This is a genomic window from Actinoplanes sp. NBC_00393, from assembly GCF_036053395.1.
In the GTDB taxonomy this organism is placed as follows: domain Bacteria; phylum Actinomycetota; class Actinomycetes; order Mycobacteriales; family Micromonosporaceae; genus Actinoplanes.
Map to the genome: position 1 here is coordinate 2,380,151 of NZ_CP107942.1, position 13,789 is coordinate 2,393,939.

At 71.6% G+C, this 13,789-nt stretch carries 16 protein-coding genes; 10 read left to right on the forward strand and 6 right to left on the reverse strand.

Annotated elements, in window-relative coordinates:
* Positions 1–5: 5 nt before the first annotated feature.
* Genes paaA through paaI form a run of 8 tightly spaced genes read left to right on the forward strand, consistent with a single transcriptional unit; the run spans position 6 to position 6,214 of the window.
* Positions 6–932 (forward strand): 1,2-phenylacetyl-CoA epoxidase subunit PaaA, encoded by a 927-nt coding sequence (gene paaA, locus OHA21_RS10895; RefSeq protein WP_328472819.1) that lies wholly within the window; start codon positions 6–8, stop codon positions 930–932.
* A complete protein-coding gene (gene paaB / locus OHA21_RS10900) occupies positions 929–1,222 on the forward strand; it encodes a 1,2-phenylacetyl-CoA epoxidase subunit PaaB (protein WP_328472821.1) in 294 nt (97 codons plus the stop codon). Before paaA ends, paaB begins: the two co-directional genes overlap by 4 nt.
* A gap of 11 nt (positions 1,223–1,233) precedes the next feature.
* Complete coding sequence (paaC, locus tag OHA21_RS10905) at positions 1,234–2,136, forward strand: 1,2-phenylacetyl-CoA epoxidase subunit PaaC (protein ID WP_442875088.1); 903 nt, start codon at positions 1,234–1,236, stop codon at positions 2,134–2,136.
* The gene (gene paaD / locus OHA21_RS10910) at positions 2,133–2,741 is read left to right on the forward strand and encodes a 1,2-phenylacetyl-CoA epoxidase subunit PaaD (protein ID WP_328472823.1); all 609 of its coding nucleotides are present in this window, start codon (positions 2,133–2,135) and stop codon (positions 2,739–2,741) included. Before paaC ends, paaD begins: the two co-directional genes overlap by 4 nt.
* Positions 2,742–3,794, forward strand: coding sequence for a 1,2-phenylacetyl-CoA epoxidase subunit PaaE (gene paaE / locus OHA21_RS10915; RefSeq protein WP_328472825.1), 1,053 nt, complete (start codon positions 2,742–2,744; stop codon positions 3,792–3,794). It abuts the gene before it with no gap.
* 13 nt (positions 3,795–3,807) lie between these two features.
* Positions 3,808–4,980, forward strand: a complete 1,173-nt coding sequence (locus tag OHA21_RS10920) for a thiolase family protein (RefSeq protein WP_328472827.1) — start codon at positions 3,808–3,810, stop codon at positions 4,978–4,980.
* Positions 4,977–5,798 (forward strand): 3-hydroxyacyl-CoA dehydrogenase family protein, encoded by an 822-nt coding sequence (locus OHA21_RS10925; RefSeq protein ID WP_442875089.1) that lies wholly within the window; start codon positions 4,977–4,979, stop codon positions 5,796–5,798. The genes OHA21_RS10920 and OHA21_RS10925 overlap by 4 nt, the downstream gene beginning before the upstream one ends.
* Before the next feature lie 41 nt (positions 5,799–5,839).
* On the forward strand, positions 5,840–6,214 hold the full coding sequence (gene paaI, locus OHA21_RS10930; RefSeq protein ID WP_442875160.1) for a hydroxyphenylacetyl-CoA thioesterase PaaI: 375 nt from the start codon (positions 5,840–5,842) through the stop codon (positions 6,212–6,214).
* Positions 6,215–6,320: 106 nt separating this feature from the next.
* Here the strand turns inward: paaI and OHA21_RS10935 are convergent, their stop codons facing one another.
* Positions 6,321–6,953 (reverse strand): TetR/AcrR family transcriptional regulator, encoded by a 633-nt coding sequence (locus OHA21_RS10935; RefSeq protein ID WP_328472831.1) that lies wholly within the window; start codon positions 6,951–6,953, stop codon positions 6,321–6,323.
* 12 nt (positions 6,954–6,965) lie between these two features.
* A complete protein-coding gene (gene paaK / locus OHA21_RS10940) occupies positions 6,966–8,282 on the reverse strand; it encodes a phenylacetate--CoA ligase PaaK (RefSeq protein WP_328472833.1) in 1,317 nt (438 codons plus the stop codon).
* A gap of 85 nt (positions 8,283–8,367) precedes the next feature.
* On the opposite strand from paaK, the gene OHA21_RS10945 reads away from it, so the two are divergent.
* Entirely contained in the window at positions 8,368–9,363 is a 996-nt protein-coding gene (locus OHA21_RS10945; RefSeq protein ID WP_328472835.1) for an SEC-C domain-containing protein, read from the forward strand.
* 164 nt (positions 9,364–9,527) lie between these two features.
* Complete coding sequence (locus tag OHA21_RS10950) at positions 9,528–9,974, forward strand: DoxX family protein (protein ID WP_328472837.1); 447 nt, start codon at positions 9,528–9,530, stop codon at positions 9,972–9,974.
* Here OHA21_RS10950 and OHA21_RS10955 read toward each other — a convergent pair.
* The 4 genes from OHA21_RS10955 to OHA21_RS10970 all read right to left on the reverse strand — a co-directional run bounded on the left by OHA21_RS10955 (position 9,971) and on the right by OHA21_RS10970 (position 13,759).
* Complete coding sequence (locus tag OHA21_RS10955; protein WP_328472839.1) at positions 9,971–10,141, reverse strand: hypothetical protein; 171 nt, start codon at positions 10,139–10,141, stop codon at positions 9,971–9,973. The two genes, OHA21_RS10950 and OHA21_RS10955, sit on opposite strands and share 4 nt — an antisense overlap.
* A gap of 83 nt (positions 10,142–10,224) precedes the next feature.
* Positions 10,225–12,300, reverse strand: a complete 2,076-nt coding sequence (locus OHA21_RS10960) for a HelD family protein (RefSeq protein WP_328472841.1) — start codon at positions 12,298–12,300, stop codon at positions 10,225–10,227.
* Positions 12,301–12,398: 98 nt separating this feature from the next.
* The gene (locus tag OHA21_RS10965; RefSeq protein ID WP_328472843.1) at positions 12,399–13,262 is read right to left on the reverse strand and encodes a M23 family metallopeptidase; all 864 of its coding nucleotides are present in this window, start codon (positions 13,260–13,262) and stop codon (positions 12,399–12,401) included.
* Positions 13,259–13,759, reverse strand: coding sequence for an ArsR/SmtB family transcription factor (locus tag OHA21_RS10970; protein ID WP_328472845.1), 501 nt, complete (start codon positions 13,757–13,759; stop codon positions 13,259–13,261). The genes OHA21_RS10965 and OHA21_RS10970 overlap by 4 nt, the downstream gene beginning before the upstream one ends.
* Positions 13,760–13,789: the final 30 nt, after the last annotated feature.

Here is a 13,789-nt window from a genome sequence, read left to right on the forward strand (position 1 = left end):
TGCCAATGACGGACGCACAGCTACAAGCAGCGTTCGACGCCACGATCGCGCACCACGACCGGATCGAGCCACGCGACTGGATGCCCGAGGGCTATCGCAAGACGCTCATCCGGCAGATCGCGCAGCACGCCCACTCGGAGATCATCGGCATGCAGCCGGAGGGCAACTGGATCAGCCGGGCGCCGTCGCTGCGCCGCAAGGCGATCCTGCTGGCCAAGGTGCAGGACGAGGCCGGCCACGGGCTCTATCTCTACTCGGCCTGCGAGACCCTCGGCATCTCCCGCGCCGAGCTCGTCGAGATGCTGCTGTCCGGCCGGCAGAAATACTCCTCGATCTTCAACTACCCGACGCTGTCGTATGCCGACGTCGGCACCATCGGCTGGCTCGTCGACGGCGCCGCCATCTGCAACCAGGTGCCGCTGTGCCGCACCTCCTACGGGCCGTACGGGCGGGCCATGATCCGCATCTGCAAGGAGGAGTCCTTCCATCAGCGGCAGGGCTACGAGCTGCTGATGACGATGATGCGCGGCACCGATGAGCAGCGCGCCATGGTGCAGGAGTCGGTGGACCGGTTCTGGTGGCCGTCGCTGATGATGTTCGGCCCACCCGACGACAAGTCGCCCAACAGCGAGCAGTCGATGGCCTGGGGCATCAAGCGCAACTCCAACGACGAGCTGCGCCAGAAGTTCGTCGACATGACTGTGCCGCAGGCCGAGGCGCTCGGCGTCACCCTGCCCGACCCACAGTTGCGGTGGAACGCCGAGCGTGGCCACCACGACTTCGGCGAGCCCGACTGGGCCGAGCTGACCGCGGTGATCAAGGGCAACGGGCCGTGCAACGCCCAGCGCATGGCACACCGCCGCGCCGCCCACGAGGACGGCGCCTGGGTCCGCGAGGCCGCGACCGCGTTCGCCGAGAAGGCCGCCCGATGAGCGCCGGCCGGCGGGACTGGCCGCTGTACGAGGTGTTCGTCCGCGGCAAGCGGGGCCTCAACCACGTGCACGTCGGCTCACTGCACGCCCCCGACGACGCCTTCGCGCTCGCTCATGCCCGCGACGTCTACACCCGCCGCAACGAGGGCGTCAGCATCTGGGTGGTGCGCGCCGACGCGATCACCGCGTCCAGCCCCGACGAGAAGGACCCGCTGTTCGCCCCGAGCGGCGACAAGGTCTACCGGCACCCCACGTTCTACGAGATCCCCGCCGACGTTCCGCACATGTGAGGAGGCCCGTGATGAATGACGAAAGCGTCTACGACGGCCTGCTCGGCGGCGACTCGTCGCAGTGGGCGTTCGGCACCGACTTCGAGGACCCGCTGGCCGGTGTCGACACCACCGTGCCGGCCGGCGTCGACGGCGCCGAGCTGGCCACCTACTGCCTGATGCTGGGCGACGACACCCTGGTGCTGTCCCAGCGCCTCGCCGAGTGGTGCAGCCGCGCTCCCGAGCTCGAGGAGGACATCGCCCTGGCGAACTTCGCGCTCGACCTGCTCGGGCAGGCCCGGCTGCTGCTCGCCCGGGCCGCGGCCGCCGACCCGGCGTGCGTGCCACCGCTGCCGGAGGGATCACCGGTGCCCGCCGAGGACGCCCTGGCGTTCTTCCGCGACGCCGGGCAGTTCCGCAACGTCCGGCTTGCCGAGGTGCCCAACGGCGATTTCGCGCACGTGGTCGTACGCCTGCTGTTGTTCTCGATCGCCCGGCTGGCGATCCTGCAGCCGCTGCGCGGCAGCGGCGACGCGGTGCTCGCCGCGGTCGCCGGCAAAGGCGTCAAGGAGCTCACGTATCACCGTGATTGGGCCGGGCGCTGGTTCGTCACGCTCGCTCAGGGCACCGAGGAGTCCCGGCGCCGGCTGCTGGCCGCCCTGGAGGAGCTCTGGCCATTGCACGCCGAGCTGCTGGTGGCGCACCCCATCGAACGCTCGCCGGCCGTCGCCGTGGATCCCAGCACGGTTCGCGGCGAGTTCGACGCCGTGCTCGACCAGGTCCTCGCCGTCGCCGAGGTGGACCGACCGCAGCGCGCCCCGCTGGCCGGCGTCGGCGGCCGCACCGGCCGCGACGGGCTGCACACCGAGCACCTGAGCCGGATGCTCGCCGAGATGCAGGTCGTCGCCCGAGCGCACCCGATGGGCCTGTGGTGAGCGTGCGGGGAGCGGTCACCGCCGGCGCAGAGAAGCTGACGCCGGCTGGCCCCGGCATGCCGCGGGAGCGCGCCGGCACCGAGACGCTGACGCCGGCCGGCCCCGGCACGCTACGGGAGCGCGCCGCTGCCGTTGCAGGTGCGGTTCGCGACCCCGAGATGCCGATGCTGACGCTTGCTGATCTCGGTGTGCTGCGCGACGTGCAGGTCGACGAGGACGGCGTCGTCGTCGCCTCGATCACGCCGACCTACTCCGGTTGCCCCGCCATGGCCACCATGCGCGACGACCTCGTGCACCGGCTCACCGACGCCGGTTTCGGCCGCGTCGAGGTGCGGGTCGTCCTGGAGCCGGCCTGGACCAGCGATTGGATCACCGAGCACGGGCGGGCCGCGTTGCGCGACGCCGGTCTCTCCCCGCCGGGCCCGGCACCTCGCCGGGACGGCCCGGTGCCGCTCACCCTCGGGGTGACCCGGCGGGCGCTGAGCTGCCCGCGGTGCGGCTCATCGCGTACCGAGAAGGTTTCCGAATTCGGCGCCACCGCCTGCAAGGCCCTGTACCGCTGCGCGGACTGTCTCGAACCGTTCGACCACGTCAAGGAGCTGTGAGTGTCCGCCTTCAACTCGCTGCGGGTCGCCGGCGTCGAGCGCCTGTGCGACGACGCGGTCGCGGTGACCTTCGCGGTGCCCGATGAGCTGCGGGAGGCGTATGCGTTCCGGGCCGGCCAGTCGCTCACCCTGCGCCGCATGATCGACGGCCGCGAGGAGCGCCGCTCCTACTCGATCTGCGCCCCGGTCGGTGCCGCGCCACGCATTGGCGTCCGCGAGATTCCGGACGGCCTGTTCTCGTCCTGGCTGGTCCACGACGTGACGCCCGGCACGACCATCGAGGTGCAGACGCCCACCGGCGCCTGGGACGCCGACCCCGCCGGTGGCGAGCGGCATCTGCTCATCGCCGCCGGCTCCGGGATCACCCCGCTGCTGTCCATCGCGGCCACCGTCCTGGCCCACCCGGACGCGCAGGTCTCGCTGCTCTACGGCAACCGCAGCAGCAACACGGTGATGTTCGCCGAGGAGATCGGCGACCTGAAGAACCGGTACGGTCCACGCCTGCAGGTCGCCCACGTGCTGTCCCGTGAGCCCCGCGACGTCGAGCTGTTCTCCGGCCGCCTCGACCGTGACCGGCTGCGCCGCCTGCTGACCGACGTGATCCCGGCCGAAACCTTCGACCACGTCTGGCTCTGCGGGCCGCTGCCGATGATCGAGGACGCGCGGACCGTGCTCACCGACCTCGGCGTGCCGGCCGGCCGGGTCCACGTGGAGTTGTTCTACGTCGACGAGCCACCACCGCAGCCACGCCGCGCCGTCGCCGAGATCGCCGGCGCCACCACCGCGCTGACCACCGTGCTCGACGGGCGCAAGGCCACCGCGACGGTGCCGCAGGACCTGACGATCCTCGACGGCGCCCAGGTGAGCCGTGCCGACCTGCCGTTCGCCTGCAAGGGCGGGGTCTGCGGCACCTGCCGGGCGCTGGTTCGCGACGGCGAGGTGGACATGCGCCGCAACTACGCTCTGGAGCCGGGCGAGATCGAGGCCGGTTTCGTGCTCACCTGCCAGAGTTTCCCGGTCAGCGACACCGTCACCGTCGACTACGACGCTTAGGAGGAGTTCCGCGATGGCTTTCGTCCTGTCCGGGGTCCGCACACCGATCGGCCGCTACGGCGGCGCGCTGGCCCACGTGCGGCCGGACGACCTGGCCGCGCTCGTCGTCGGTGAGGCCGTGGCCCGCGCCGGCATCGACCCGGGCGTCGTCGACGAGGTGATCCTCGGCGCCGCCAACCAGGCCGGCGAGGACAACCGCAACGTCGCCCGGATGGCCGCCCTGCTGGCCGGGCTGCCCGACACAGTGCCCGGCTTCACCGTCAACCGGTTGTGTGCCTCCGGGCTCACCGCGGTCGCGACCGCACGGGCGCTGATCGCCGCCGGCGACGCCGACGTGATCGTTGCCGGCGGCGTGGAGTCGATGACCCGTGCCCCGTGGGTGACAGAGAAACCGGCCAAGGCGTTCGCCAAACCGGGCGCGAGCTTCGACACCTCGATCGGCTGGCGGTTCACCAATCCCCGGTTCGACGCCGCGACCACCGCCTCGATGCCGCAGACCGCCGAAACCGTCGCCGCCCGCTGGCAACTCACCCGCGAGGAGCTCGACGCGTTCGCGCTGCGCTCGCACGAACGCGCCGTCGCCGCCATCAAGGACGGCCGGTTCGCCGACGAGATCGTCGCCGTCCCGGTCCGCGACGGCTCGGTGACCACCGACGAGGGCCCACGGGCGGACACCAGCCTGGAACGGCTCGCCCGGCTGCGCCCGATCCACGGCGACGGCGGCGTGATCACGGCGGGGAACTCGTCGTCGCTCAACGACGGCGCCGCCGCGGTCGTCGTGGTCAGCGAACGGTTCGTGCAGCGGAAGGGCCTGCAACCACGGGCCCGGCTGGTCGCCGCCGCCAACGCCGGGGTGCCACCGGAAATCATGGGCATCGGCCCGGTCCCGGCGACCCGCAAGGTCCTCGAGCGGACCGGCTGGAGCGTCGACGACCTGGACGCCGTCGAGCTCAACGAGGCGTTCGCGTCGCAGTCGCTGGCCTGCATCCGCGACCTCGGCCTGGACGCGGACCGGGTGAACGCTGACGGCGGCGCCATCGCGCTGGGCCACCCACTCGGCGCCTCCGGTACCCGCATCCTGGTTACCCTGCTCGGCCGGCTCGAACGCGGTGGCGGCCGCCGTGGGCTCGCGACGATGTGCGTGGGCGTCGGGCAGGGCAGCGCGCTGCTGGTGGAACGGCCGTGACGCTTCCCGCGACGGTCGGCGTCGTCGGTGGCGGACGGATGGGCGCCGGGATCGCGTATGCGTTCCTCGCCGCGGGCAGCGAGGTGATCGTCGTCGAGAGCAGCGCGCAGACCGTCGAGGCGGCACGCGAGCGGGTGCAGCGGTCCCTAAACCGGGGTGCGGTGCCGTCAACCGCGGCGCAGCGGCTGCGGGTGATGACGGAGCCGTCCGCGCTGGGCGGTTGCGACCTGGTCGTGGAGGCCGTTCCGGAGGACCCGGCTCTCAAGGCCGAGGTGCTGGCCGGCGTCGAGAAACACGCGCCGGGCGCCGTGCTGGCCACCAACACCAGCAGCCTGTCCATCGACGCCCTGGCCGCCGGGCTGGACGCCCCGGAGCGTTTCCTCGGGCTGCATTTCTTCAACCCGGTTCCGGTCAGCGACCTGGTGGAGATCGTGGTCGGCGCCCGCACCGCGCCTGATCTGGTCGATCGGGCCCGCGGCTGGGTCGAGGCGCTCGGCAAGAGCCCGATCGTCGTGCATGACACCCCGGGGTTCGCCAGCAGCCGGCTCGGCGTGCACCTCGCGCTGGAGGCGATGCGCATGCTCGAGGAGGGCGTGGCGTCCGCCGCCGACATCGACACCGCGATGACGCTGGGCTACCGGCATCCGACCGGGCCGCTGCGCACCACCGACCTGGTCGGCCTGGACGTGCGGCTGGCCATCGCCGAGCATCTGGCCCGCGAGCTCGGGCCCCGCTTCGAGCCACCGGCCATCCTGCGTGACCTGGTCGCCGCCGGGCACCTCGGCCGCAAGAGCGGGCAGGGGTTCTTCACGTGGTGAGCGTGGCCGGCGACGACATCGCCCGGCGCAGCGCCGAGATCATGCTGGCCGGCGATGCCGCCAGCCGCTCGCTGGGCATCACCCTGGAGCACGTCGGTCCGGGCACCGCCGAGGTCGCGATGACGGTACGGGCGGACATGACCAACGGCTGGGACCTGTGCCAGGGCGGGCTGATCGCGGCGCTGGCCGACGCGGCGTTCGCGGTTGCCTGCAACACCTACGGCGAGGTGACGGTCGCTGCCGGGTTCGACATCACGTTCCTGGAGTCCGCGCGCGCCGGCGACCAGCTGCGGGCGCGAGCCGTCGAGCGGGCCCGACGCGGCCGGTCCGGCATCTACGACGTCACGGTGCTGCGGGCCGACACGGTCATCGCGGAGTTCCGGGGAAGGAGCCGCTCACTGGGCCGGCCGATCTAAGGGCGCCGCGCGATCGGAGGGACCGCGCGATCGGAGGGGCCGCGCGAAAGGAGAGGCCGCGCGATCTGAGGAGCCCCCACTGGGGCCGGCCGATCTGAGGGGCCGCCTACTGGGCAGCCTGATTTGCGGGCCCCGCCGATCTGAGGCCGTCGAAGGCGATCGAGGCCACCGCGTCCGCGACGGTGGCCGGGTCGTGCATGCCGTGCGGGCGGTACCACTCGACCAGCGAGTTGACCATGCCGAACAGCAAGCGGCTGACCAGGTCGGGGGAGACGTCGTCGCGCAGGGCGCCCTCGGCGATTGCGGCGCGGACCAGTTCGGCCAGCTGGTCGTCGAGCCAGCGGCGGCGTTTGAGCGCCTCGACCTCGACCGGCGTGTTGCCGCGCACCCGCAGCAGCAGCGTGACCGCCGGCTGGTGCCCGGCCAGCACCTCGACCGACCGCCGTACGACCTCGCGCAACCGGTCGTAGGCGCTGGTCCCGTCGGCGTCACTGACCGCCGCGGACACCACCGCGGTCAGCTCGTCGAGGGCGTCGTCCATCGCCAGCCGCAGCAGGTCTTCCTTGCTGGTGAAGTGGTGGTAAATGGCCGACTTCGTGACGCCCAGCTCGTTGGCCAGATCACCGATGCTCGTCGCGTCGTAGCCCTTGCGGTTGAACAGGCCCACCGCTGTCTGCAGGACCGCCGCCTGGTCGTACCCGGGTCGCCCCCGACCGCGGCGAGGCTGTGGTGATGTCACTGCGGAAGCGTCTCACGTTGCGCCGGCCGGCGGCGACGCGGCACGGCGGTCGACGATGCGCCGGGCCTTGCCGATCGACCGTTCCAGGGCAGCAGGCGGTACGACGTCCACGCGTACCGAAACTCCGATGTTGTGTTTGATCAGCTCGGCGAGTTCGCCGGCTGCCCGATCGGGGATCTCGGGGGAGCGGGCTTCGACCCGGACGGTCAGCTCGTCGAGGCGTCCGGGGCGTTCCAGCACGCACTGGTAGTGCGGGGCGAGCCCGGGAACGCGCAGGATGAGTTCTTCGATCTGGGTGGGGAACACGTTCACCCCGCGGACGATCATCATGTCGTCGCTGCGGCCGGTGACCTTCTCCATCCGCCGCATGGTGCGGGCGGTGCCGGGCAGCAGCCGCGTCAGGTCGCGGGTGCGGTAGCGGATGATCGGCATGGCCTGCTTGGTGAGCGAGGTGAACACCAGTTCCCCCGACTCGCCGTCGGGCAGCACGTTCTCGAACGTCGGGTCGATGACCTCGGGGTAGAAGTGGTCCTCCCAGACGTGCAGGCCGTCCTTGGTCTCGACGCACTCCTGGCTGACGCCCGGGCCGATCACCTCGGACAGGCCGTAGACGTCCACGGCGTGCATGTCGAGGCGGTGCTCGACTTCCGTACGCATGCTCTCGGTCCATGGTTCGGCCCCGAAGATGCCGACCTTGAGGCTGAGCTGCCGCGGGTCGACGCCCTGGCGGTCGAGTTCGTCGAGGATGGTGAGCATGTAGGACGGGGTGACCATGATGACGTCCGGCGCGAAGTCGACCAGCAGCCGGACCTGCCGTTCGGTCATACCGCCGGAGACCGGGATGACGGCGCAGCCCAGCCGTTCGGCGCCGTAGTGCGCGCCGAGCCCGCCGGTGAACAGCCCGTAGCCGTAGGCGACGTGCACGCGGTCACCGGGCCGGGCGCCGGCGGCGCGCATCGAGCGGGCCATCACGCCGGCCCACATGTCCAGGTCCTGCTGGGTGTAACCGACGACGGTGGGCTGCCCGGTGGTGCCGCTGGAGGCGTGGATCCGGGCGATCCGCTGCCGCGGCACGGCGAACATGCCGAACGGATAGTTGTCGCGCAGGTCCTGCTTGGTCGTGTAGGGGAACCGGGCCAGGTCCTCGAGGCTGCGGCAGTCACCCGGATGGACGCCGGCGGCGTCGAAGGTGCGCCGATAGAAGGGCACATTCTCGTACGCGTGACGCAGCGTCCACTGCAGCCGCTGCAACTGCAGTGACCGCAGCTCGTCGACCGAAGCCGTCTCGATGGGTTCGAGGTCGCCGGGACGCGGGGCGAGGTCCAGCATCACGTCACGGTATTCGCCGGGAAACAGCGGCGGAAGTGACTCAGATCAACAGTCGTCGAGACGCGGCGCGCAGTACGGTGTCGACGTGGCCCTTAAAGCTGACCTGACCAGCGCAGACCTCAACGACATCCGGCAGTCCGCTCTGGGCGCCGCCGATCCGCTCGGAGTCGCCGCCGACCTGGCGGCCGCCGCGGAGGCCGGGCGCCTCGCCGACCCGCAGGACGCCGGTCTCGCGCTCACTCTCGCCGCCGAGATCGCCGAGAGCCGCACGAAGCTCGACGCCGCCCTGCGTTATGTGGACCGGGCGCTGGAGGCGTACGGGAAACGGGAGGAGAGTCAGGTCGCGGCAGCCCGCGCGCTGCGGGCCCGGATCCTGTTCCGTCTCGGCCGCGAGGATGAGGCCGTCGCCGAGGTGGAGCCGCTGCGCCCGCTGCTGACCCAGTACCCGGATGCTGCCGCCTATCTGACCACCGCGCTGGCCGTCGGCGGGCGTGGCCGCGAGGCCGAGCAGTGGCTGAGCGAGGCGATCCAGCAGAGCCTGGCCGAGCGGGGCGGCCCCGAGCCGGCCAGCGCGGATGACGCCGGCCTGCTGTTCTTCCTCCTGCAGCAGCGCCACCGGCTGCGTCACGCGCTGGGCATGCCGCACGACACGCACGACAACCTCGCTGAGCGGCTGGAGACCAAGCTCGCCAACGCCAGCGCACAGACCGCCGCACCCGCCGGGGATCTGCTGTTCTGGCCGCAGGCGGAGTTCGGCAAGCTGGTGAGCAAGTGGCCGGCGCTGACCGAGGCGTACGGCGCGACGTGGGACGAGCACCGTGCCCGGCTGGAGCGGGAACTGGTCCGGTTGGCCGGCGCCGGCCGGACGGAGCTGGTGGTGTTCCCCGCGACGGTGGGTGGGCTGTCCGCGCAGGCCGGGATCGACGCCGATCCGGCCGCTGTGGAGACCCGCGCGGGCTACGCGGCCAAGCTGGCCACCGGCACCGCGAGGATCAGCTGGCCGCCGGAGCGCAACGGAGCGTGCTGGTGCGGGTCCGGGCTCAAGTACAAGAAGTGCTGCCTGCCCCGCTCTCGCGGCTGACCACGCGGCTCTCCGGAAGGACCGGGCCGGCGCCCGGTCCTTCCCGCGATATGGGAGCGCTCCCATGGAATCACCTGCGAATAGATGAACGTCATTGTTAAAGGACTGTGACCCTTCGTAACCTGCCAGGCATCCCCGTTCCCCTTCCCCCGAAGGAGGGTGCTATGGCATCCCCGCGTTTCGCCGAGCCGGTCTGGTCGCTGTTCCGGATCGTGGTCGGCCTGCTCTTTTTGTGCCACGGGCTCGCCACGGTGTTCGGTGTGCTCGGCGGCAGCCGCGGTTCCGGCCAGGCGATCGAGCCCGGCACCTGGCCGAACTGGTACGCCGGCGTGATCCAGCTGATCTGCGGCGCCCTGGTCCTGGCAGGTCTGGCCACCCGGCCGGCCGCCGTCCTGGCCTCCGGATCGATGGCCTACGCCTACTTCGTGGTCCACCAGCCGCAGGCGCTGCTGCCGATCGAGAACGGCGGCGTCACCCCGGCGCTCTACGCCTGGGCGTTCCTGGCCATCGCGGTGATCGGCGCGGGTCCGTGGTCGGCCGACGCACTCATCGCCCGGCGGCGCAGCGCACCGCTGGCTCCAAATAGCCGCAGCGCAGCGGTGCGCTCCTAAAAGTCGTCGCGCAGGCGATCGGCGCGCCGATCGATGTCTTTCGCCTGCGCGGTGACCTGATCGCCGAGCGCGTGCAGCCGCACGGTGGTCCCCGGATCCGGTGACTCTTCCGCGATGTGGTGCAGCCGGTCCTCCACCACTTCCAGCTGTTCCGCGGTGTCGTGCATCGTCGAAGCGGTGCGATCCCCGTGCCCGCCCTGATCTCTCCGTGTCACAGCCGACCCATATACCCCACAACGAATGCGGCTATTCAGGCCGAATTCAGCTGACCGAGTTCCTGCGTGCACCGGGTGAGCGCGACGTAGACACCATTCCATCCGCGCGGTTCCGCCGCGATGCCGTCCCGGTCGACGAGCAGCGTGGCGTCCCACTCCAGGCCCTTCGCCTGGGTGGCGGTGAGCACCGGCACCTCGCCCAGCACCGCCCGCAGCCCGTCGACCCGGTCGGCGGGCGCGACGACGCCGACCGTGCCGCCCTGCCAGCGTTGCTGCAGCTGGCGCACCAGTTCGAGCGCGGCGCCGGCCAGCTCGGCCGCCGGCACGCTGCGCTGCCACGGGGCGATGCCGGTGGACCGGACGGCTCGCGGGGGAGCGTTGTGGCTGCCGGCCCTGGCCAGCACCGGCCCGGCCAGCTCCATCACCTCACGCGGCGTGCGGTAGCAGATGGTCAGCTCCGCGGCGGTCCACCGGTCACCGAAAGCGGCCTGCACGGCCTGCGCCCAGCTGGTGTGCCGGTGCGCCGCCTGCGCCTGGTCGATGTCGCCGACCGCGGTGATCGAGCGGCTCGGGCAGCGGCGCAGCACCATCTGCCACTGCATCTCGGACAGATCCTGGGCCTCGTCGATGACGACGTGGCCGTACACCCAGCCGCGCCGGCGCCGGGCCTGCTCGGCGACCGGCTCGCCGCCGGAGAAGAGTGACGTCTCCTCGTCGCCGAGCAGGTCGGTGATCGCATCGAGCAGCGCGATGTCACTCGACGACCAGGGCGCCGGCTCGGCGACGACCAAGCTGATCTCCTCCGGCGTCAGCTGCGGGGCGAATTCGGCCAGCCGGGCGCGGTCGCTCAGCAGTGTCCGCAACAGTGTCGCGGGCTCGCGGATGGGCCACCACGCCTCGAGGAACCGGGCGATGCTCGCGTCGGCGGCGATCCGTTCGCGCAGCTCGTCGATCTCCTCCTCGGACAGCAGCCCGTCGACGTCACTGCTGCTGCCGTGGGCGGTGCCGGGCGGCATGCCCCGGTCGAAACGGGCGAGGATCTCCTCGTACCCCTCTTCCATCTCTGCCAACAGCGCTTCGCGCTGCTCCGCGACCGCCTCGGCAAGCAGATGGTGCAGCTGGTCGGCGAAGACCAGACGGGCCTGATGGTACGAGCGACCCGGCACCGCCGAAGCCAGCGCCTGCCCGACCGTCGCCGCCGGGATGACGTAGAACTCGCCCTCCCACCGCAGCTTCAACTCCCGAGCCTGCGGCAGCAGCGAGGCGACGAACCTGTCGAGCGCCTCCTGCCACAGCGCGCGCCCCTTGATCTCGGCGAGCCGCCGGCTCTCGGCGCGGCCCACGCCGACGCCCGGCAGCAGCGTGTCGCAGGTCGCCGACACCACCGCCGTCTCACCCAGCGCCGGCAACACCTGCGCGATGTAGTCCAGGAACCGGGGCGAGGGACCGAGGACCAGGACCGCCTGCTCCGCCATCTGACGGTGGGTGAACAGCAGGTACGCCACCCGGTGCAGCCCCACCACCGTCTTGCCGGTGCCCGGACCGCCCTGCACGATCAGCGGACCGCTCGCCCGGGCCCGGATGATCTCGTCCTGTTCCCGTTGCAGCGTGGAGATCGCCGTGGCCATCCGCCCGGTGCGCCGCTGATCGAGCGCGGCCAGCAGGGCGCCCTCACCGACGAGGTCGCCGGCCGCGGTGCCGTCCAGCGGCTCGTCGTCGACCCCGACGACCACCGAGCCGGTCGTGCGGATGTGTCGGCGCCGGGCCTGGCCCTGCGGGTCGACGGCCGTCGCGGTGTAGAACGGGCGGGCCGCCGCGGCACGCCAGTCCAGCAACAACGGTTCGCCGTCCATCTCCTCCGCGCTCAGGCCGACGCGGCCGACATGGCGCACCGTCCCGTCGAGAGCGTCGAGACGGCCGAACACCAGACCCTCCTGGGCTCGCCGCAGCTCGTCGTGCTGCCCGCGCAGCATGCGCTGCCGAGCCTGCTGCACCGCGTCGGTGACCTCGGACGCCAGCTCGGCGCGCAGGTGCTCGGCGAGCCGGTCGCGGCGGGCCGTCGCCCGGTCGAGGAACCGCTGCTCCTCGTCGATCGCAGCATTCTGGCGCATTCGCACATCCCCCGAATCGGTGCGGCAAGCTTCGGTCGGCAAGTTAAGTGCCGGGCCGCCGTAATCGCCAGCCGAATACGCGGGAAGAGATTGTCACCTCATTCTTTTGCGCTTTCGCGGGAATGCGTATCTGCACGGAACACCTGCCCGTTCGGCGGGAAGCCGGCCAGCGCCGTCGGTTTCGCTTTCCCGGTCGACCAGCGTGGGTCGATCTCCTCACCGGCGGTGACCAGATCGGGCCAGCGCATCGCGATGCCGGCCGCCGCCGTCGGGATCGGACGGTCCATCAGCTGCACGTGCAGATGCGGTTCGGAGGTGTTGCCGGTGTTGCCCACCTGCGCCAGTTGCTGACCGGCGTCCACCCGATCGCCCTTGCTGACCAGCGTGGATCCCTGCCGCAGGTGGGCGTAGGCCGCATAGGTGCCGTCGTCGTGCTCGACGATCACGTGGTTGCCGAGGATGCGGCCCACCCCGGCCAGCTCCCGGCCGAACGCCTCGGCCGTCATCATCCAGATCAGCGCCGGCCAGGTGTCGCGGCTGCGATGGTCACGTTGCGTGCTGGTCGCGCGCAGCACGGTTCGCGGCGCCATGGCGAAGACCGGGGCGCCGAAGCAGGCGTACGACTGGGGCGCGCGGGTCCGCAGCGACCAGCCGATCGACGTGGGCGCGTCCGCGGACGGTCGCAGCAGGTCCACGGCGTACGTCTGCCCGTAGGCCTTCACCCCGTGACTGGGGACGGCGGTGCCGGGACTGTTGATCGCCACCCATCGCCCGCGGACCGGCGCCGCCAGGTCGACCGGCTCCTTCGGCGAGCGTGGCGGGCGGACGAAGGCCAGCACCAGCGGCACGGCCATCAGCATCAAGTCGAACGGTTTCGGGACGGGCAGGACGGTGAACGCGATGACGACCACGACGAACAGCCGAAGCCACCAGGTCTGCCAGCGGGCGATCGTACGTTTCATCTCCGGGCTCCCAGGATCGTGGTTAACAGGGGGACGATGCGAGCGACCGGCACCTCGTAGCGGCCCGCGCCGACCGCGTGCAGCCAGCCGGCGGCGACCAGCTGCCGCAGGTGGTGATAGACCTGCCCGCTGGTGCCCATGCCGTCGATCTGCACGAGATCGCCGGCCGTGCTCGCGCCGCGCAGCACGTGCTGGAGCAGCCGGATCCGGGCCGGGTGCGCCAGCGCGGCCAGTGCGGCGACGTGCTGCGACCAGTCGCCGTCGAGCAGCTCCTCGGTGCCGGCGCCCTCCTGCCACCGGGCGGCGCGACCGTCCGGCAGCGTCACGTGCCCGGTGAACAGGACGCCGCCCGGGTCGCTGACCCGCGAGATCAACCCTTCGAGGGCCCAGAACACGTCGGCGTCCGGCGTCGCGGGGCTGCCAGACGGGCTCTGCAAAATCTGCTCGAGGTGGGCCACGCGCTGCTCGAGCGCGGCAAGGCGGTCGGTATCGCTCACCCGTCCAGCATAACGTAATTACGTAGAACC

Coding starts and splice junctions, on each gene's coding strand:
- paaA (WP_328472819.1), top strand. CDS start 6: ATGACGGACGCACAGCTACAAGCAGCGTTCGACGCCACGATCGCGCAC.
- paaB (WP_328472821.1), top strand. CDS start 929: ATGAGCGCCGGCCGGCGGGACTGGCCGCTGTACGAGGTGTTCGTCCGC.
- paaC (WP_442875088.1), top strand. CDS start 1,234: ATGAATGACGAAAGCGTCTACGACGGCCTGCTCGGCGGCGACTCGTCG.
- OHA21_RS10920 (WP_328472827.1), top strand. CDS start 3,808: ATGGCTTTCGTCCTGTCCGGGGTCCGCACACCGATCGGCCGCTACGGC.
- paaI (WP_442875160.1), top strand. CDS start 5,840: ATGCTGGCCGGCGATGCCGCCAGCCGCTCGCTGGGCATCACCCTGGAG.
- paaK (WP_328472833.1), bottom strand. CDS start 8,282: ATGCTGGACCTCGCCCCGCGTCCCGGCGACCTCGAACCCATCGAGACG.
- OHA21_RS10950 (WP_328472837.1), top strand. CDS start 9,528: ATGGCATCCCCGCGTTTCGCCGAGCCGGTCTGGTCGCTGTTCCGGATC.
- OHA21_RS10955 (WP_328472839.1), bottom strand. CDS start 10,141: ATGCACGACACCGCGGAACAGCTGGAAGTGGTGGAGGACCGGCTGCAC.
- OHA21_RS10960 (WP_328472841.1), bottom strand. CDS start 12,300: ATGCGCCAGAATGCTGCGATCGACGAGGAGCAGCGGTTCCTCGACCGG.
- OHA21_RS10965 (WP_328472843.1), bottom strand. CDS start 13,262: ATGAAACGTACGATCGCCCGCTGGCAGACCTGGTGGCTTCGGCTGTTC.